This window comes from Paenibacillus sp. USHLN196 (genome assembly GCF_037144955.1).
Lineage (GTDB): Bacteria > Bacillota > Bacilli > Paenibacillales > Paenibacillaceae > Paenibacillus > Paenibacillus xylanexedens_C.
Map to the genome: position 1 here is coordinate 174,382 of NZ_JBBCYH010000012.1, position 19,823 is coordinate 194,204.

The following is a 19,823-nucleotide window of genomic DNA, read 5'->3' on the forward strand; positions in this document are numbered from 1 at the left end:
GTAGGATACACCTCTGTTCTCAAATTTGCTTTCATTGCTCTATCTGGTATCATCCTACCGCAAAACAGGCTAGAATGAACATATACAATATAGTCAGAACATGAACTATCTGGTCAAATTTTATTTCCATCATTTTGCATCTATTAAATGTACCTAATTTCAACTGAAGATATTTACACTGACACTCCGATGACAGAACAACCTTCCGATCGCTGTTATCCCCAGATTTTCTTAATTTCCTTTTCAAAAGGATAAAATCTGGAGCTAAAGGCGAACACTTTGTTTCTTCAGGTTTTTTCTGTCCTCTCCGTCATCGTGTAAATGTTAAGTTAAACTTATGATGTAAAAGCATCGATATATTGGGGGATTTCATCTTTGGATACGTTAGAGACATCTGTACTGATCTGTGACTACTCATATCACTATAAGGCATTCACTCATAATATGAAGGGCGAGCTGCAAACCTATCTGTTCCGCCTGCAGACCGAAGGCTCGTGCAAAGTATATGTACAGGATGAAGAATTCAAGATGACGAGCGGGGACTTGCTGCTGCTCAAGCCTGGTGACGATTATCATCTTGTAGTCGATGAACCACATAAGGAAGGACGCTTGTCTAGCGGAGATTATTATCTGTTCTGCGAGGGCAGTTGGATCGAGAATTGGTGGAAACGGCAGCAAAGATCCACTGTGAGCCGGATTGGACTGGATGATAAGCTGATCAGCCTATGGCGAAATATGTTACTGGAGAAACGTCGCGGACCTCTTGAGGAAAATGCGGAGCTAAAGGATGCGTTACTGCGCGGATTATGTCTATACATCGACCGGGCAATCACCGAGAATATCCAGATGGATCGGGCTGTTTCCTCTGCGTTGAAGTTAAAACGTTTTATTGAGGAACATGCCACCGTTACCTTTAAACTTGAAGAAGCCGCACGTTATGCCGGACTCAGCCTGTCACGTGCAGTCCGGTTATTTAAGGAACACTACAATCAGACCATGATTCAATATGCGATTGAGATCCGTCTGAATGCGGCACTGGAACGTATGAAATACAGTGAAATGACACTGGAGCATATTGCTGAATCCTGCGGTTTTGCAAGCTACTCCTATTTTCACCGGGTATTCCGGGCGCATTTTGGTGTATCTCCGGCGGAGTATCTCAAATCCAAGCAGCATGAGCCTATTGATTTAGAACGTGTGTGACGTATTCGTATCAGAAACCCATGACCTTCAAGCAGGTTCATGGGTTATTTTGATACGACGAAACTTGTAAACAGCTACTAGTAAGGCCCCGATTAATAAGAATGATGTTCACTTCAATATTTCATGTGACTCCAACAGAACAAGACTGTACAATTATAAAGACTGTCATCTTATCCATTCATATATCTCATTGAATTCCCATTAAAAATACTGGAGCGATACATATGCTAACCCACCAGCGCAAAGTTCTCATCATCGAGGATGAACCGGATATATCGCGTATTCTGCGAGATTATCTGACCAAAAACCAGTATGAAGCTGCCGTGGCAGCCACTGGGCAAGATGGGCTTCAGATTATGGAGCTTATTCAACCAGATTACATCATTCTGGACATTATGCTTCCGGACATGGACGGGATTGAAGTGTGCCGAGAGATTAGACGGCGCAACAATATCCCCATCCTCATTCTGAGTGCCAGAGGCAGTGATACCGATAAAGTACTGGGTCTGGGCTTTGGAGCAGACGACTACATGACGAAGCCCTTCTCTCTTAGCGAGCTGCTGGCACGGATCAATGCCCACTTTAGACGTTATGACAGCATGACATCGGATCAGGAGCGAACAGACCTACTACGCCTTGGAAACCTGGTGATTGATAAAAAAGCCTATAAGGTCACAGTGAACGAATCGGAAGTTTCTCTGTCTGCCAAGGAGTTCGAATTACTTCATTATCTGGCAAGCCATAAGAATCAGGTTTTCTCCAAAGCCCAGTTGCTTGATGCTATCTGGGGATATGCAACCTATGGCGATGAAAACACCGTAACCGTATACATTCGCAGACTACGAGAAAAAATCGAGGCAGATGCCTCCCATCCCACTGTTCTGAAGACGGTATGGGGTGTCGGTTACAAATTCAATTACGAATAATCCAGATTGGAGACATCCACATGTCATTGAACACCTGGTCTAGACGCTGGCTGTTAACTTCACTTGGCCTTCTGATTATTATGATTTTAAATATCCTCGCGCTGTCGATGATGCTATTCCAAAGTCGAATTTCTGATGAGTCCAATCTGTCTATGAATCAAATTCGCCTCAAGGTCAATCCCACTCTGCTCGCTCTGGAGCAAAATCATCAACATCTGGACGAACAAAATATTCATGAAGATATACGTTCCACCGCCAGAGAGACCGGGGTTCTGCTTACCTATCTAAACTCGGATGGAAAAGTCATTCTGTCCTCCGACCCCACCTCTGAAGGAACGCAAGTTAATCTGCGTTCGTCCCTTCATTATGATCTGCATCATGCCGTGCAGGCTGCGAATGGTAACGAATCGCTTGAAATTGCATTTCCCGTGATGGACGGACCCGTGGGAAGCCAGATCGGCAATGCCATCTTTTCCATCCCCCAAGCTATGGTTACTGTTCAGAAACCAATGACTTTTCTTGTAATATGGATTAGCGTACTATTGCTCCTGTCACTGGTCCTGAGCTTATTTCTATTTTGGATGAAACGAAAACTGGACAAACAGCTGCTCTCTCCCATTCATCAATTGAAGCTGCATGCGGAATCCATCCTGAAAGGCAATTATGAAGAACAGATCCAGTACAACCGGACGGACGAAATGGGCGACCTCTACGCCATGTTGGATTTGATGCGCACCGAAATTAAACATATGAACGAGATACGCATCCAGCAGGAACAAGCACAAAAGGAACTCATCACCAATATATCTCATGATATTAAGACACCGATCACCACGATAAAAGCATACATAGAAGCTATTGAGGAAGGGCTATGTAATGATCAGGAAACGCTGATGGAATATATGAGAGTCATGCGGACCCATACGGATAAAACGGCCCGACTCGTGGAGGACCTGCTGGTTCATGCACTGCAGGAACTTGGGCAAATTTCGGTGGAACCTCGTGAAATGTACAGTGGTCCTGTATTGGAAGCTATGTTGAGACCTATTAAGCATGTTGTTCTCACGAAAGGTCTGGTCTATGACGGACCTGAATCCAACGACATCCCCAATGTGTTAGTCGCAATCGACCCTATTCGAATTGAACAGGTCATCTCCAATCTTGCCGCCAATGCCCTCAAGCATACATCTCCGGGAGACATGTTACGTATCGTCACGGAACTGGAATCCGGGCACTTGAAAGTGACCATCGCCGATTCGGGTCAAGGAATACGTGTACAGGATATGCCGTTTGTTTTCCAGCGTTATTTCAGAGGCCAAGCTAGTCAGGCAGACCAACGTGTTCAGGAAGGTACGGGACTGGGACTTTCCATCTGCCAGAGCATTATTGAAGCACATGGGGGCCATATTTCCTTCACTAGTAAAGAAGGACAAGGTACGACCTTCCGGTTCTACCTTCCCATCTGCTGAGCCATTCCGGCCTGGCTATTTTACCAGACGTCTTTAACTTTCACTTTAACCCATTTGGCTGTAATACTTTATTCATAATTTGATAAGGCTTCCTCAACATCCCTCCTCTAGAATGAATCCTATACTGCACTCGGGAGTGATTCAACTTGTCCAAAACAACCATCATTCGTGCACAGAACCTGTGCAAGACCTACAACAGCGGGAGTGAGCAACATCATGCCATCCGTAATGTCGATCTCGACATCTATGAAGGGGAGTTCACGGTCATCATGGGTAACTCTGGCTCTGGCAAATCAACCCTCTTATATCTGCTAAGCGGACTGGATCAGATTACCGCCGGTGAGGTCTATTTTCGCGACCAACGGATTGACGCTTATAGTGAAAGAGAAATGTCCGACTTCCGCACCCGCCGGATCGGTTATATCTATCAAAGTATCAATCTGGTCCCGGACCTCTCCATCAAAGAGAACATTGCCTTGCCAGGATATATTGCGGGAAACAAAAAGAATGATATTCAATCCAGGGTTGCCCATCTGATGAATGCCATGGATATCGAAGGACAAAGCAACCGGCTCCCCTCCCAAACTTCTGGAGGGCAGCAGCAACGAGCTGCCATTGCACGAGCTTTGATTAATTCGCCGGATATCATCTTTGCCGATGAACCGACCGGAAGCTTGAATGTGGAACACGGCACAGCCGTTCTGGATATCCTTACAGACCTCCACCGGAAAGGGCAGTCCGTTGTGATGGTGACGCATGATATCAAGGCTGCCTGCCGGGCAGATCGCCTGATCTATATTCAGGACGGCAAGATTGGCGGAATCCTTGAGTTCAACACCTATGACGAACATCATATTCAGGATCGTGAAGCGATCATCTTCGCTTTGGTTACGGGGAAGGAATAACGATGGTGGTCATGTTTAAACTTAGCTTATCTTATCTGAGCAGGAATAAAACACAAAATGCATTGATTGCACTGCTCCTGCTGCTCTCGACACTTCTTGTATCCACAGCTATCGTCATTCTGGCCAACACGGGCAATCAGTTTCATGAAATGCATACCCGCACCCATGGGTCTCATCAAATTCTGACGTTTGAGAAAGGGCTGAATGACCCGGAGACTGTGCACGATTGGTGGGCCTCCCAGGATGACGTTCAGGTGTCCCCGTTACTATCGTATCGTTCATTGTCAGGCATCATCTTGAATGAAACTCACATCCCTAACCTCTACCTGTACATGTTTAATACGCCTCCGCCGCCATGGGGTGTGGATGAACTTATTTTGTCAAGTGGAACACCCAGCACGACTCCCGAGCCGGGCTCCGTCTGGATTCCAACGTCCATGGCAAATGCCTATCATATTTCGGTAGGTGATACCATTGGCTTCAAAACCGGCTCAAGCACACTCGAATTGAATGTGTCGGGCATTGTCATCGACGTACCGTACGGAGCGCCCTTCTCCAATACTGCACGGGTCTGGATGAATCCTGCTGATTATCTACGTGATTTGGCGGCACTCGCTGGCAACGAGAATCACATGATCGGCATCCATTTCAACGATTACAGTATGAATTCATTGTATTGGGAACGGTACAATCGCGAGACAGGTACTCCGTTTCTGGAATCCAAAATGGAGTTCGAAGCGATTTCCTCTTTCTATCTGATTATTAACCAGGTTATTGGCTTCATTATGATGTTCATGGGTGTTGTCATGCTATCCATCGCCTTAATGACTATCGGGTTTACAATTTCGGATGCCATCTTGGCCAATTACAGAACGATAGGTATTCTCAAGTCACTTGGGCTAACTTCCCGGAGAACGATAGGCGCCTATGTCATTCAATATGCGATGCTATCTATCGCTGCCATTATCCCCGGAATTGCACTTAGCGTATGGATCTCCAAGTGGATCATTAATATATCCGTGTCCTCTCTTCGAGTGGATCATCAGAACATTCCAGTCCAAGGATTGGACGCTGCCATAATGGCTGGTGTGCTTTTATTTGCTATAGTGATTCTGTTCGTTGTGTTATATGCCAAAAAAGCACGCAGCATACAGCCTGTGCAGGCCATTCGTTATGGTATGTCGGAGACAGATAATAGCCGTATGGCGGGCAAAATGAATTCGCCCTGGGCACAATGGATCGGGTTCACACGACTGCCTGTGACTATGGCCCTTGGACTTCGACATGTGTTCAAAAACACCAAAAGTTCTATTCTAACCCTCCTGCTGACCACGATGGCATCCTCTGTATTGGTTCTAGGGTATGTTCTGCTGACAAGCATAACCGGAATCTATCAGACTGCAGCTCATTGGGGGTATGACAATGCCAACATCGCAGCAGTCGTGGTGAACAAAAGCACCTTCCCCAAGGCTGAGCTGAAGCACGTGTTAGAACAGGATTCAAGGATCAGCAATGTGGGCTGGCAAGGGAACATCACGGGTGTCATTAGCCCGGAGTCTTCAGCCACCGTACAGAGTCAATCCATCAGTCTCAATCTGAGTGTACTGGACGGAAGTTATCAGGAACTTGGGTTCGAAACACTGAAAGGGGATAACCCGCGCCATGCGAATGAAATAGCCATTGGTGTGAGTATATCCCGAACATCAAACAAGGATCTTGGTGATCTCATCGACATCTATATTGAAGGAGAAAAGCGGACATTCCTCATCACAGGAATCTATCAGGCGATCGCCAACATGTCTGTTTCAGGCCGAATCACGATCGATTCCATGAAAAGTGTGAACCCGTCTTATGGCGAATCCGATGCCGTCTTCATTAATGTGAACGATCTGTCGCAAGCGGAACCACTGGCTCGGGAATTGAATGAACAATTTAAAGATTTTGCTTCGATAGTCACCCAGAAGACATTGCTTGATTCGGTCTATGCGGAAGCTGCTAATATCCTGATCTATCCGATGAGCCTGATTGGGTTGCTGTTCATCGCTGTGACGTTCATCATTATTTTCAGCACCTGTCGCATCAATATCCGCAAAGAGAGCAGAAACTACGGGATATACAAATCACTGGGAATGACATCCCGCCAAATCCGATTCTCGGTCACGATGGGAATGATCATGCTGTCCTCCATGGGAGCGATACTGGGTATGCTCGTCGGCGTATATCTACTGCCTCTTCTGCTCGAACTGGTCCTTTCCGGTTACGGTATCGTAGAACTTCCACTGATCCTGAATTGGGGTGGAATGATACTGTTCGCCTGTCTAAGTATCATTGCAGCGGGTCTAGGTTCATGGTTCTCTTCGCGAATTATTCGTGAGGCATCACCGCGTATGTTGGTTATCGAATAATGTAGTCCGGATTCTATTACGCAATAAACAGCCCTTCCATGCCTTTATACAAGGTGGAAGGGCTGTTTATGATATATGTGATCTGCTATCGCCATTTCTTGGCAAGTTCACCAATCTGATGTGGCGTCGTGCGACAACAGCCGCCAATGATTTTTGCACCCGCAGCAACCCACTGTTCCGAAGCATCACTCATACTGCCACATGTTCCCTGTCCACTCCACGTCTTCGTTGCTGCATCATATACTTCTCCCGAGTTCGGATACACAATAACAGGTTTATCGCTGGTACGGCTGAGAATACTTACGGCTTCCGTCACCACTTCCATCGGAGCACAGTTCAGTCCAATCGCAGCAATCTGTGGCTCGGAACCAAACAATTGTGCGCATGTCTCAATCGGCGTACCTTCGCTGATTGTCGTTCCATCTTTTAAGGAGAAAGATAGCCAGGCATACGCGTGAGGAAACTCCTTCAGTAAATCAACCAGCACCCGTGCTTCCTGCAACGATGGAATGGTCTCCAATGCCAGAATATCAGCACCCGCTTCAAGCAGCGCTGCTATACGTGGACGATGGAACTCAGCCAATGTCTCATCTGTGACGCCGTAATGACCAATGTACTCCGATCCATCAGCAAGGTATGCACCGTAGGGTCCAACAGAAGCAGCAACGAGCGGTCGCGGCCGAACCAAGGGACCTTTCTCTGGGACAAAAGACGTTTGTTTTTTTGTATCCATTAAGGAAGAATTGCCCTCAGGGGTGACTTCCGTGTTCTCTAACACGCTGTTTTGCACTTCTGCCCATACGTCATCTCTTGCCTGTGCAGCAAGTTCCACGGTCTTACGGATCAGATCCAATGCTGCCTGCTCTCCGATTCCTCTCTTGCTGAAACCATCTACCGTCGCCTGATAACTGGATGTAATCGCGCAGTCGGCTCCTGCTCGAAAATAATCCGTATGAACCTGAACGATAACATCCGGATTCTCAATTAATACGCGAGCAGACCAGAGCGGATCGTCCAGATCACATCCATGCTGTTCAAGTTCGGTTGCCAGCGCTCCGTCCAGAATCATGACTGAATGTTCACGCAGGATCTCTTCTATGGGGTTATTCTGTTGTGCTTGCGTCATGTACTTGTCCTCTTTTCTTATTCACACGTTCTGTCAGATAATAAGCTGCGTAACATACTGCGATAAACGGAACCCCACAATACAGCGCAATTCGCTGCGTAGGATCAAAAGCAATACCTATGCATGAAGCCAGGCATAATATAAATGAGATAATCGGTACCGCCGGGTATAGTGGAGTACGGTACACCAGATCTTTGACCGCATGGCCTTCCCGGATATATTGTCTGCGGAACATGTATTGGGAAGCGCTGATGCTCATCCATACCGCAACAACAGCCAAACCCGAAATGGAAACCAGTGTTATATACACGGTACCTGGCGCAATGATGCTGGACAGCAGAGCCAGCGCACCACCAACCATACTGATCAGAAGTGCATTCAATGGCACCCCGCGTTTCGTCAATTTGGCAAACCACGGAGAGATCGTTTTTTTATCAGCCAGAGACCAGAGCATCCGTGACGAAGCATACAGGCCTGAATTGGCAGCAGAGAGAATCGCCGTCAGAATAACAAAGTTCATAATGTCTGCTGCATACGGTACACCCACCCGCTCCATTACCGCTACAAATGGACTTTGCAGTACACTGGCATCCGACATCGGTAGCAAAGCAGACAAGATAACAATCGTTCCGATGAAAAAAATAACCAAACGCCACAGCGTTGTATGAATAGCCTTCGGTATCGTCTTTTCGGGGTTCTCCGTCTCACCGGCGGCAATGCCGATTAACTCGGTGCCTGAGAAGGCAAAGTTTACAGCAAGCATGGTCATCAATATCGCTGTAGCCCCATGAGGGAACCACCCGGATGCGGTAATATTCGATAGAAATGGAGCCGGTTCAGAATCCGCCATGGGTATGAACCCAAACATGGCTGCGCCACCGATAATAATGAAGATTACGATAGTTACTACTTTTACAGATGAGAACCAGAACTCGGATTCCGCAAATAATTTCACCGTTAAAGCGTTAAACAGAAAAATCATCAGGGCAAAGAGCGCGCTCCATATCCATACGTTCACCGATGGGAACCAGCGCTGCATCAGCAATCCGGCGGCTGTGAATTCGGAGCCAAGCGCAACAGTCCAGGTTAACCAGTATAACCAAGCCACCGTGTAGCCCGTTGCCGGTCCGATATATTTGGCTGCATAACTATGGAATGCTCCCGTCTCTGGCATGTGAACCGAGAGTTCACCAAGACAGAGCATCACCAAATATACGACGATCGCTCCGATCAGATAGGACAGAATGGTACCCAGTGGTCCCGCTTGCTGAATGGTGTAACCTGAGCTGAGGAATAATCCCGTTCCAATCACTCCACCAAGAGAGAGCATGACCACATGCCGTGCCTGCATTTTCCGCTGAAAATGCCCTTTGTCGTTGTTGTTCTCCATACCTGCTGCTCCCCTACTTCTTCATCCAGAAAAAACAAAAAAGACCCACTCTGCCTAAAGAGTGCGCCGTTACTGACAAATAAAAACAAACGCTCCTATCTATCAGGCTTTCACCCGCTGGAATTAGCACAGTATCCTTCAGATCTGTTGCTGAGGTTTCTAAGGGCCAGTCCCTCCACCTCTCTGGATAAGAAAATGATTTTTTATAAATATAGCGATCTATCATGAATGTGTCAACATTTAAATCATAAATGAAATACATCGCTATTCGGTGGAAGATCCCGGATTGGTAATGCTAATCTTCACATCGTACGTAATTGGCACGGTACTAAAAATGTTATCCCAATCATCTTTGACTTTCTTCCATGTTTTGGGCTCTTTAATACGTAAGCTATCCCGAAAATCCGCAACATCCACTTTGTAGGTATGCTGCAGCTTGTATAACACCTGACGAATCTGTTGTTCCGCCAGTTCAGCAAATTCTTTTTCCAGTTCCCCGCGATAAGCCCCTTTTTCCTCTCTTTCGGGAGCACGCCAATCCTCCATTAACCAGCCTTCGGATTGGGTCTTTACATGGAATGAAATATCATTGCCAACAACCTTGGGAATTACTTTTGTTTTCTTCTTTTTCATTTCATATACAACAGTGAATCCCTCTTTGTTGTAAGTCTTCAAGACGCCTCCTCTTTCCTTAGGCCTGAGCCACGATAAACCTTCCAGATCCGTTTGACTTAGTTCTCCAATAAACTTGGTTGTTTTCCCATCGAATATGCTGCCACCTGAGAACTTGCCCTCTCCATTGGAGTATAGTACATTCTGGAGCAAGAAACTGGAACCAGATTGCATTTGGGCATCTAATTTGGAGAGCAAAACAGGGTCAAGGATTTTGTTGGACAAGTATGAATTACCGGTAATTCCTGTTAGATAAAATGCTGGAATCCGAGAGGGATCATCCGAAGTCAGGACATCCACGGCGCGATGATGACTTATCAGTACCAGACAATTTGGACGAATATCGTTATCCCGAAGTACAAAATCCAGTAGCTGGTCCAGACCATACTTTTTGGCAATATCCTTGGAGACAACGATGACCTTTAGATGATGTCCGATAAGTGGACGGTCTCGCCTTAGTGCAAACTGACGAAAGATTTGCAGCAACGAATCTCCAGTAAGCTGTTCATTGGAATAGGAAGTCTTTCCCGAAGCAGGTGAACCGGATTGTCCGCCCTGTTTACTGTTCGAACCGCCCGTGCCAGGAGCAATCTGCACGGTAGCCGTTATATAATTATTCTTTGGATACTTTCCTCCCTGGGCAGCGATGTCCTTCTCAAATTCCGTTTCTTTCGCGATATCGATCCCGAGACCAACATAGACACTTAGTTCCTCGATCTCCCTACTGCTCCAGCATCCGGATATTACCAGAAGAACGGACAAAGCAAAGGCTACACGTAAAAGCATAAAAATACGAATCATGCTTGCTTGCCTCCCTTTTTGCGAATCAGACTTATTAACAGCAGCAACAGAGGTAAAATGGCAAAAAGAAGCACGGATAGATTGCCCAACATATCACCCAGTGCAAAAGTTTCATCCACGGTTTTCGGCATTAATGCTGTTAGATATATTACTGGCAGAAAGGCGTACATAATGACCTTGATCTTCTTCGTACGAAATAAATCCCGAATGCCCACCGAAGCGCAATAGTGTGTGATCGTGAAACTCGAGAAGATCTGCATAATCCAGATGACCAGTAGCAGGGATTCGAACCGTTCAAAGATCAAACCTTGAATCTCGAAGCTTCTTACCAGATCGAGCGTGGGCCAAGTACGTGTTTTGATGCCGTCGAGTGACAGACTGCCTACAACCATCACAACAGTAATCAGATAAATCATAGTCGATATGATGATGCCCCAGCTCATGGCTACATTGCTCTTTTTGGGATTTTTCATATAAGCAGTCATGACAAACATGACTTCGTACCCCGTGTAAGCCAGCAGCGAAGGTTTCAAACCTTTGAGGACTGGCATGATACCCTCTCCGAGTACGGGTCTCAGATTGCCGATCTCAAATAACTGATTACTAAGCAAAATTTCAATCACAAATATAATCAGTGTAATCGGCAAAATAATCTCAAATACACGCACAATGACGGCGAGTCCACCAGAGATCAAATATATGCCAATCCACATAAACACCATCACAATGGCCCATGTCGGAGTACGCTCTAGCAAATACATGCCTGTCACTTCAGCCATGACCCTGATTTCGAATGCGGCAATCACCATAAAGTACATAATCATGGCGAATCCCAATATGTAAGCAATCCAGCTCCCCGTAATCTCACGGGTGAACTGGAACACTGTTTTCTCCGGAAATCTGCGACACAGGGTAACCAGAATAATTCCGACACCCGTGATAATCAGTCCCGACAGAATGATGGAGATCCAGACATCCGGTGTTCCGACAGCTTCACTCGTCGTTCGGGGGAGTGTCAGGATCCCAGCGCCAAGCATGTAATTAACAATAACTACGACGGCCTGCCTTGTGCTAATATTTCCTTCAGAACCGTTCACTTCATCCCACCTCATACCTCGTGATTTGCTTGATTTATTTTTTGCGGTCTTTATCTATTGGATTAGACATCTCGGGACGCTTCCTCATCATATTTAGCGGAGCACGGATAAAGAAATCCTTCCATTCCCCAAAGTGATAAGGAACGGCCGGTGCAACATAAGGTAAGCCAAAGCTCGAGAGTCTCGCAAGATGGGTACATATAAGGAGAAAGAACATAACCACGCCAAACAATCCGAGTACAGCTGCGCTAAACATGGCAGCAAATCGCAGAATTCGCAGTGTGATGCCGGCACTATAGACAGGGATCGTAAAGGAGGATATGGCGGTAACCGCAACAACGATGACCAGGAATTGGCTTATAATTCCTGCCTGTACGGCTGCCTGGCCGATAATCAGACCTCCAACGATACCTAGCGAGGGTGCAATCGGCTTAGGTAAACGAATGCCAGCCTCCCTCAATATCTCGATCGAAAGTTCCATGATCAGTACTTCGATGATTGAAGGAAACGGCACTCCCGTCCGCGTTTCAATGATCGTCAATACCAGCTTGGTTGGGATAAGTCCCGGATGGAACGAGATAAACGAGATATAGAGCGCAGGAGCGAGCAAGGCCAGCATGGCGGACATAAAGCGCAGCATTCGCAGGAATGTTCCAGGAATCCATCGTTCATAGTAATCCTCGGGAGATTGGAGCAACATGCTAAACGTCACTGGCACAATTAAGACAAATGGCGTCCCATCCAATAAAATAGCCACTCGCCCTTCCAGCAAAGCACCCATCACCCGGTCTGGCCTTTCTGTATTCAACACTTGTTGAAACGGACTGAGCGTATTGTCTTCGATGAGCTGTTCAACATACCCTGATTCCAACATGGAATCCATATCCATCGCTTCAATTCGCTTTTGGACTTCCGCCACGAGATTAGGATCAGCAATATCCTGAATATAGGCAACAGCCAAATCTTTCTTGATCCGTGAACCTACTTCATACTTCTGAATAAAGAGGCTCTGATCACTACCATACCGACGTAAAATACCTGTGTTATCACTTAACTGTTCAGTAAAACCGATTCGGGGGCCACGGAGCAACCCCTCTGACACCGGTTCATTCACACCACGTGTTTTGATCTTATGAGCTCCAATTAACAGAGCCCCCGGCAATCCATCGACCAACAGTGCATTTTTGCCAAAAAGCACGCCAACTGCGACCTCTTGGAGGGACTTGGTCTCCTCAACCAGACTGACAGGTAGTAATTGATCTTGCAGGTAGGCTGACAGTAAATGTGCATTATCCGGATGGAGGAAACCCTCCCGTTTAAGCTCTGGTACGCCTTCCAACATTAAGGGTGTGATCAGGTGATCATCAATTAAGTCTTGATCCACCAGGCCTTCGGTATATATGACGGCAGCCCGTGTATTCGTACCTCTAATGGTGAATTCCCGAATATGAACGTCAGCATTTTGACCAAAGCTTTCTCTTACGCTAATCAGATCCGTATTGTACTTGCCGGTCATTTTAATATTGGCATAGTGGCCCGTTTCGGTTCCCTGACCCTGACCCGCGGTAGCAGGAGAAATATCTTTCGAGGATATGGAGGGTTTCTCGGAACGAGAGAAGGTTCCACGCTTAATGGCGGCATAGATCCACCGCATGGTTACTGTAATGCCGATCGGTATGATAAGGACCAAGAATGCCTGAATCCATATGGTCCAATCCGGCACGTAGGATACAATTGTTGACCACATGTTCCCACCCCAACATTTCTCTGCATGATGAAGCTGCAGGTATTCCCAAGTATTGTGTCCCCCTTTGATCACAATAATTCCCGTTTTTTTGTGTCCAGAACAACAAAAAAACGGTCCCTGTATAAGGAACCGCCACTACCCACTTTTATTAAACGATTCTGGTCACATGCTCCGCTTTCGCATCAAGCAACTGAGCAGATGCAGCAATGGCCGTAAAGTCATGCAAAGCGATCTCAATCCTTTTCTGGCTCTGCTCAACATATTCCTCTACTTTTTGTGTACCACCTGTGATATTACCGATCTCCTTGGTTATTCCGGTAACGCTATCACGAATCTCGTTAATCGAACTCTCCACCATTGTAGATAGCTTCTTTACTTCCTTGGCTACGATATCGAATCCTCGTCCGAATTCACCTGCATGTGCAGCCTCAATGGCAGCATTCAATGCGAGCAGTTGCGTCTGAGACGAAATCTCGCGTATGGTTCGTACGACTCCCTGAATTGATCCAGCCTGTTCCTGTAGATGCGTTAGCGTCTCACGGTTAGAAGCCGACACCTCGGAGATATAGGAGATACTGGACATTAACTCCTGGCTTCGTCCAATACCAACATCTGCTTGTTCATTCAGCTCATGAGACATGGTTTTCAGTTCATTCACTACTACCGTAATATTGTTCTGACGATTCGTGATGTTGGTTGCTATTTTGGAGACACCTAATACTTTTCGATTCGTCTCATCGTACACCGGCATATATGTAGCTTCAAGCCATACTGAGTTTCCTTTCGCATCCTTGCGCTCGACCTTATCCTGAAAACTTATTCCACTGAATATGCTTTTCCAAAAAGCATCATAGTCTGGGGTATTCACAAAATGGCCAAAGCATAACTGCTGATGTGACATGCCATACATTTCATCTACCGTATATCCCATCGTCCGGGCAAATACTTCATTCACGTAGGTTACCCGTCGATCCAGATCAAATCGAATGATAGCAAGACTTTTCTCCATCGCTTTGATGACCATTGCATCGGTAACAACATCTTTCTTTTCCATATCTAATATAGGCACTTGATAACCCCCACAGTCCATCCATAATTAACAGCCTTAACCAGCGAAACAACGATCATAGCAACATATGTATCCATCAGGTTCTAGATGACTCTACTATTGATACCCGATTTGCAGTATTTTGGATCACCTTTTACCGTTTATTTTTTAGTATGTTAATTTTCACTTTGTGAATCAGGAACGTTTTTTCTGTTTTTTTTGTAACCGTTTAGCCCCTATAAACAAGAAAAACAAGACGATTCGTCGTGACCATCGTCCTGCTTGTTATCTAATCTCATCTTTATTGTTTTTGTCTTTTCACCATCTAGCTCTATACCGTCCATCCCATTCATCAACCTCGCGGTAGCTTATTTCCATACCGACTGCGCAGTTCAGCAAGCCGTTCCAACTTGGACAGCGCACGCTCCTTCTGCATCAATCCCACAGCCAGCACCATCTGTTCCATTAAGAGCAGTGGAGTAACCATGGAATGAAATTCTCCCAGTTCCCCTCTGCTGACGTAAAAAGATAATTCGGTCGCCAGTCCATATAACAGGTCTTCCCGATCTGTCACAAGTATGGATTTGCTTCCCATATCACTGGCATAATCCAGAATGACCTCTGCTTCAGGCAGCAAACGGGTGAAACACATGAGCATCACCATATCCTCTTGCTGCATGTGCATCAACGATTCCAATAACTCATGTCCACCTCTGGCGAGATAAATGACGGTCAATCCGAATCTGGACAAGCGGAATGACAACAGCTCAGCCAGACCTGCAGATGGACCAGGGGCATAGATGTACACTCTTCGGGCTTCAGCAAGAATCGCTGCGGCCTGCTCCAAATCCCCTTGCTTCATATGAGACAACGTCTCCTGCAAATGGCTAACGGAAGCTTCCAATAATTGAACAGGCAAGCTATCCGTATCCATGCGGGATATGGTTTTATTTAATTTCAACGCCGGCGTGGTATCTTCAGAGGTGCGGAGGCGTATTTTGAACGCCTTGGCATTGTCATATCCAACTGCACGCCAGAAACGGGATACCGTTGCAATACTAACCCCCAGCCTATCGGCAATCTCCTGTTCCGTCATGAATAGAATTTCTTCGGGATTACGTTCAACAAAATCGGCAATTTTCAGATGACCTGGCGATAGCTGCTCTTTTTGGGTAAACAAATTCATTCAGGATACACTCCTTTTCTCGCTCTCCAACCAGTATATCAATAGACTGAAGAAGAAGTGGTCAATTTATGTAATATTTTTTTCATAAAAATTATAATATGTAATAAAAATTACAATTGATTTACAAATGTCTTCTTTCCCGTTAATACTCTGCCCCTAGACTGTGGCTATGATCACCAACTTTCAGGGAGGTATGTATCGATGAAGAAGATGACTGAGCGTTATACGCTGACGTCTTCACAGAAAATGATGGTGTTTGTGCTTTCCATGTCACTGTACGGCTTGTCCAACATGTTCACAGAGCTTATTCCCAAGTTGCAGCTTGGACCAATTGAACTGTCAGTCGAATACTTTGCTTTTATTCCGCTGACCCTCTGCATTCTGTTCCATCCCATGATTGCCGCTCTTGGTGCGGCTCTTGGCGAAGTCATTTTTGGTGAGTTGATGTTGGGACAATTCGGTGGACTTGGCGAGCTGGAAAAGTTCATTACATTTTCCTTCGCCATGTACGTCGCAGGACGTATGGTCAGTGATCCACGCAATCGCAGGCAGGTCGGCATTGCAGCCATGACCGGAGTCATCATTCATCAGTTCCTCAGTTCGCTGGTCGATATCGGCAAAGTATGGATCGGTGTGGAACAGCTTGAAGCGGTTCCGGGACTCGCTGAAAGTGTGGTACTGATCGAAGGCGTTGGTTTCCTCAATGACGTACTGTTCTCGGGCATCCTGTTCGCTCTACTGCCTACGCTGTATCTGGTTCCCCTGCTCTATGGCAAAATTGAACCACTGCTCGGAATCAAACCTCGCAATCCTGGCATGAAATATGAAGGCATTGGCTTCTTCCGTCCAAAGCTTATCCTGATCGGTGTGTTACTGCTCGCGTTGGCTTTCGGTGCTGAATCCCTCTCCGAGATGGACATTAACTTTGCGGTGTGGGAGACGGACTATGCGGATCAATACGGTTCTGCTTCCATCTGGATCAGTATTGGTGCTGCGGCATTAATCGCTGTGGTGACACTCATCTTCATGCGGGCCAGACGCAATAAGAACAAATCCGGTCCAGGTACGGAGAACCGTCCTTATGCATAATGTAATGTCCCACTCCGTTTCTACTCCTACACCGGAGTCCGCTATCTCCATTCAAAATGTGACCTTTACCTATCCCGGCTCAGAGGAGCCTGTCCTGAACGGGGTTTCACTTGAACTCCCACGGGGCAGTTTCACTGCAATCATCGGGAGCAACGGTTGTGGCAAATCCACGATGTGCAAATTGTTCAACGGCCTGATCCCCCAATTCTACACGGGAGATTTCTCTGGTGAAGTCCATGTACTTGGTGTATCTGCCGAAGGCCGAAGTGTTGCAGACCTGTCCAGAAAAATCGGTTACGTATACCAGGACTTTGATAACCAACTGGTCCGCCCAACCGTTCTGGATGAAGCCTTTTTTGCACCTCTGAACTACGGGTTATCCAACTACCGGGAGTTGGGTGAACATGCACTTGCCATGTGCGGACTGGATACCATTCATAACCGATACATCTGGGAATTGAGTGGTGGGCAGAAACATCTGCTCGCTCTGGCTGGTGCCCTGTCACTCGACCCGGATATTCTGATCGTCGATGAGCCTGTCTCGCAGCTTGATCCGCAGCATGCGAGACTGATCTACGAATGTCTGTCCCGATTAAATACGGAATATGGCAAGACGATTATCGTCATTGAACATCATACCGAATTTATCGCGGACTTCTGCGCGGATGTGGTGCTGATGGATAAAGGCCGTGTGTTATGGAATCTTCCCGTCAAGGAAGGCTTGAATCGAATCACCGATCTGGAGCGGCTTGGCATTCAGCCACCCGAGGTGACTCGTGCAGCTATTCAAGCGCTTGAGCAATTTAAGGAAGGTGAATTCTCCAGCGGTATTCAGGATTCTGCTACTCGTCATTGGTTACCCATTACGGTGGATGAAGCCGCGATTTACTTTGTAAAACGACAATACCAGCAGGACATACATGCTTCAGGCAAACAGACGGTTGCCGCAGAGCATTCGTTGCAGATGCAAACCGTGAATACGATCCAGTCTGCCATGGAGCAGAACGGTTCAGCCATGTCTCGGATATCGGGAGGCACACTGACAGATTCTACTGCGCTGCCCGTTCCCATTGTCCAATTTCTAAATACGCGGTTACGGTACAGAGGACTGGGCAAAAAAGAGCATGAGGTTATTCGTGGCATTAACTTTTCACTGCATGAAGGAGAACGGATTGCCTTGGTGGGCAACAACGGAGCCGGCAAGTCTTCACTGCTCAAACTCATGGCTGGAATCAGCTTGCCTCAAGAAGGCAGCGTCAGCGTTTTGGGTGAAGTTACCCATCGATCATCTTTGGAACAGCTTGCTGGCAGGGTCGCTTATATTTTTCAGAACTCCTCCGAGATGTTTATCGAAGACAGTGTGCGCAAAGAAGTGGCGTATTTCCTGAAAACCCGTCGCATTCAGGAAGCTGACCAGCAGATCGCTCATGTGCTGGATCGCTTCCGGCTTACGCCACTCCAAGAGAGGGATGCCCGACTCCTTAGCGGTGGACAGCAACGGCGAGTTACCCTCGCCATCGGGGCAGCCATGAAACCTTCCCTCATGCTGCTCGATGAACCTACTGCTAATCTGGATCTGGCTACGCGCGAAGAATTAATCGGTGTACTGGATGAACTCGATCAGCATGTGCGAACAACCGTCATTGCCACGCATGACATGCAACTGGTTACCCAGTGGGCCAGTCGGGTCATTGTACTTCACAATGGACGGGTAGAAGCCGACGGCACCCCTTCCGAGGTATTCGCAGATGAACCCCTTCTGCGTCGATCGGGACTTGCACTTACGCAGATCATGGAGCTCTCGCACCGTATCGGATTGTCTACACTTTGTCCTACAACCGATGCCTTTGTTGCAAGTCTGTTGAATCAATCATTCGCCAAGGAGGAGGCTCGTTATGCAGCTTGTCCGCAACTGGTTTGACAAACTATCCATTGAACGCATACAGCTGGAGCTAATGAATACCGTATATGGCAGTGGTCATGCCAGCCTGTCACGGATTGACCCGCGTGCTATGCTGAGCTGGTATCTCTTTTTTGCCATTGTACCCTGGTTTATTCATAACGGCACCGTGCTGCTTGGCATGTTCCTGCTCATGGTCACTACCACGATTTTATCTCGGGCCGCTCCCTTTATTATCATCATTCTCTGCCTGGGGTTAATCGGTCAAGTGGGCTGGATGTTTATCATCTCGCTGTTCTTCGGAGGCAATTGGGAATCTGCATTCCCCCTGTTGCTGCTCACCCTGAAGCTGTCCATCGTCTCGCTGGCGAGTATTACCGTCTTCTCGGGTATGGACCCGGAACGGATTGGTGATGGATTACTTGCACTCGGCATGCCTGCAACATTCTCGTTCAGCCTCTCTTACGCTTATCGGATCTTGCCAGTGCTGTTTGGTGAATTCCGGAATATCATGTTGTCCTACCGACTGCGAGGCCTTGTTCCTTCCCGGCATGGATGGCTCTATTGGCGGCTTGTCGTTTATTATATGAAACTGTTCATTGTGTCCTTCTTCCCACTCATGCTGGCTACAGCCAAACGCTCACGCACAACCGTTGAAGCACTGGAGACACGCGGCTTCTCTTACGGGATGAAACATCCAGAATCCAAACGTCTGAAGCTGGCCCATCTAAAAATCACCCCACGTGACATCGGATTTCTCGCTGCATCGACACTTTATGTGGCACTGCTGTTCTGGTTCGGCGCACATTATGAAATTCTGTAATTCATATACTTAACCATTCATGGAATAAAGGGAGTG

Annotated in this window: 14 protein-coding genes, 1 pseudogene and 1 riboswitch; of the genes and pseudogenes, 8 read left to right on the plus strand and 7 right to left on the minus strand. The window is 46.9% G+C overall.

Annotation, left to right across the window (positions count from 1 at the left end):
• Nucleotides 1-375 precede the first annotated feature (375 nt).
• The 5 genes from WFI24_RS25460 (at nucleotide 376) to WFI24_RS25480 (ending at nucleotide 6,908) form a co-directional block, all read left to right on the plus strand.
• Nucleotides 376-1,203 carry an AraC family transcriptional regulator gene (locus WFI24_RS25460; protein ID WP_336764834.1) on the plus strand — a complete coding sequence of 276 codons (828 nt, stop codon included), beginning with the start codon at nucleotides 376-378 and terminating at the stop codon, nucleotides 1,201-1,203.
• 224 nt (nucleotides 1,204-1,427) lie between these two features.
• The gene (locus tag WFI24_RS25465) at nucleotides 1,428-2,129 is read left to right on the plus strand and encodes a response regulator transcription factor (RefSeq protein WP_336764836.1); all 702 of its coding nucleotides are present in this window, start codon (nucleotides 1,428-1,430) and stop codon (nucleotides 2,127-2,129) included.
• A 20-nt stretch (nucleotides 2,130-2,149) separates the two neighbouring features.
• Complete coding sequence (locus WFI24_RS25470) at nucleotides 2,150-3,598, plus strand: sensor histidine kinase (protein WP_336764838.1); 1,449 nt, start codon at nucleotides 2,150-2,152, stop codon at nucleotides 3,596-3,598.
• Nucleotides 3,599-3,744: 146 nt separating this feature from the next.
• The gene (locus tag WFI24_RS25475) at nucleotides 3,745-4,503 is read left to right on the plus strand and encodes an ABC transporter ATP-binding protein (RefSeq protein WP_336764840.1); all 759 of its coding nucleotides are present in this window, start codon (nucleotides 3,745-3,747) and stop codon (nucleotides 4,501-4,503) included.
• Between the two features lie 2 nt (nucleotides 4,504-4,505).
• Nucleotides 4,506-6,908 carry an ABC transporter permease gene (locus WFI24_RS25480; protein ID WP_336764841.1) on the plus strand — a complete coding sequence of 801 codons (2,403 nt, stop codon included), beginning with the start codon at nucleotides 4,506-4,508 and terminating at the stop codon, nucleotides 6,906-6,908.
• 85 nt (nucleotides 6,909-6,993) lie between these two features.
• Here WFI24_RS25480 and mmuM read toward each other — a convergent pair whose 3' ends face one another.
• The 7 genes and pseudogenes from mmuM to WFI24_RS25515 form a co-directional block, all read right to left on the minus strand.
• Complete coding sequence (gene mmuM, locus WFI24_RS25485; protein ID WP_336764842.1) at nucleotides 6,994-8,034, minus strand: homocysteine S-methyltransferase; 1,041 nt, start codon at nucleotides 8,032-8,034, stop codon at nucleotides 6,994-6,996.
• Nucleotides 8,014-9,424 (minus strand): annotated as a pseudogene (mmuP, locus tag WFI24_RS25490) (S-methylmethionine permease); the annotation flags it as partial. The gene mmuM and the pseudogene mmuP, both read right to left, overlap by 21 nt.
• A 92-nt stretch (nucleotides 9,425-9,516) precedes the next feature.
• Nucleotides 9,517-9,618, minus strand: a riboswitch (SAM riboswitch).
• A gap of 70 nt (nucleotides 9,619-9,688) precedes the next feature.
• Nucleotides 9,689-10,897 carry a Ger(x)C family spore germination protein gene (locus tag WFI24_RS25495; RefSeq protein WP_336764844.1) on the minus strand — a complete coding sequence of 403 codons (1,209 nt, stop codon included), beginning with the start codon at nucleotides 10,895-10,897 and terminating at the stop codon, nucleotides 9,689-9,691.
• Entirely contained in the window at nucleotides 10,894-11,994 is a 1,101-nt protein-coding gene (locus WFI24_RS25500) for a GerAB/ArcD/ProY family transporter (RefSeq protein ID WP_336764845.1), read from the minus strand. Before WFI24_RS25500 ends, WFI24_RS25495 begins: the two co-directional genes overlap by 4 nt.
• Before the next feature lie 34 nt (nucleotides 11,995-12,028).
• Nucleotides 12,029-13,741, minus strand: coding sequence for a spore germination protein (locus WFI24_RS25505; RefSeq protein WP_336764846.1), 1,713 nt, complete (start codon nucleotides 13,739-13,741; stop codon nucleotides 12,029-12,031).
• Between the two features lie 148 nt (nucleotides 13,742-13,889).
• Complete coding sequence (locus WFI24_RS25510) at nucleotides 13,890-14,810, minus strand: methyl-accepting chemotaxis protein (protein WP_336764847.1); 921 nt, start codon at nucleotides 14,808-14,810, stop codon at nucleotides 13,890-13,892.
• Between the two features lie 331 nt (nucleotides 14,811-15,141).
• The gene (locus WFI24_RS25515; RefSeq protein WP_336764848.1) at nucleotides 15,142-15,975 is read right to left on the minus strand and encodes a MurR/RpiR family transcriptional regulator; all 834 of its coding nucleotides are present in this window, start codon (nucleotides 15,973-15,975) and stop codon (nucleotides 15,142-15,144) included.
• Between the two features lie 201 nt (nucleotides 15,976-16,176).
• Here WFI24_RS25515 and WFI24_RS25520 point away from each other — a divergent pair, with 201 nt between their 5' ends.
• From WFI24_RS25520 to WFI24_RS25530, 3 genes are read left to right on the plus strand one after another with little or no spacing between them, the layout of a single operon-like run.
• A complete protein-coding gene (locus WFI24_RS25520) occupies nucleotides 16,177-17,064 on the plus strand; it encodes a cell division protein FtsQ (RefSeq protein WP_336764849.1) in 888 nt (295 codons plus the stop codon).
• Nucleotides 17,057-18,985: an ABC transporter ATP-binding protein gene (locus tag WFI24_RS25525; protein ID WP_336764850.1), complete on the plus strand. Its 1,929-nt coding sequence runs from the start codon at nucleotides 17,057-17,059 to the stop codon at nucleotides 18,983-18,985. The genes WFI24_RS25520 and WFI24_RS25525 overlap by 8 nt, the downstream gene beginning before the upstream one ends.
• Complete coding sequence (locus WFI24_RS25530) at nucleotides 18,960-19,787, plus strand: energy-coupling factor transporter transmembrane component T family protein (RefSeq protein WP_336764851.1); 828 nt, start codon at nucleotides 18,960-18,962, stop codon at nucleotides 19,785-19,787. Before WFI24_RS25525 ends, WFI24_RS25530 begins: the two co-directional genes overlap by 26 nt.
• The last annotated feature ends 36 nt before the right edge of the window (nucleotides 19,788-19,823 follow it).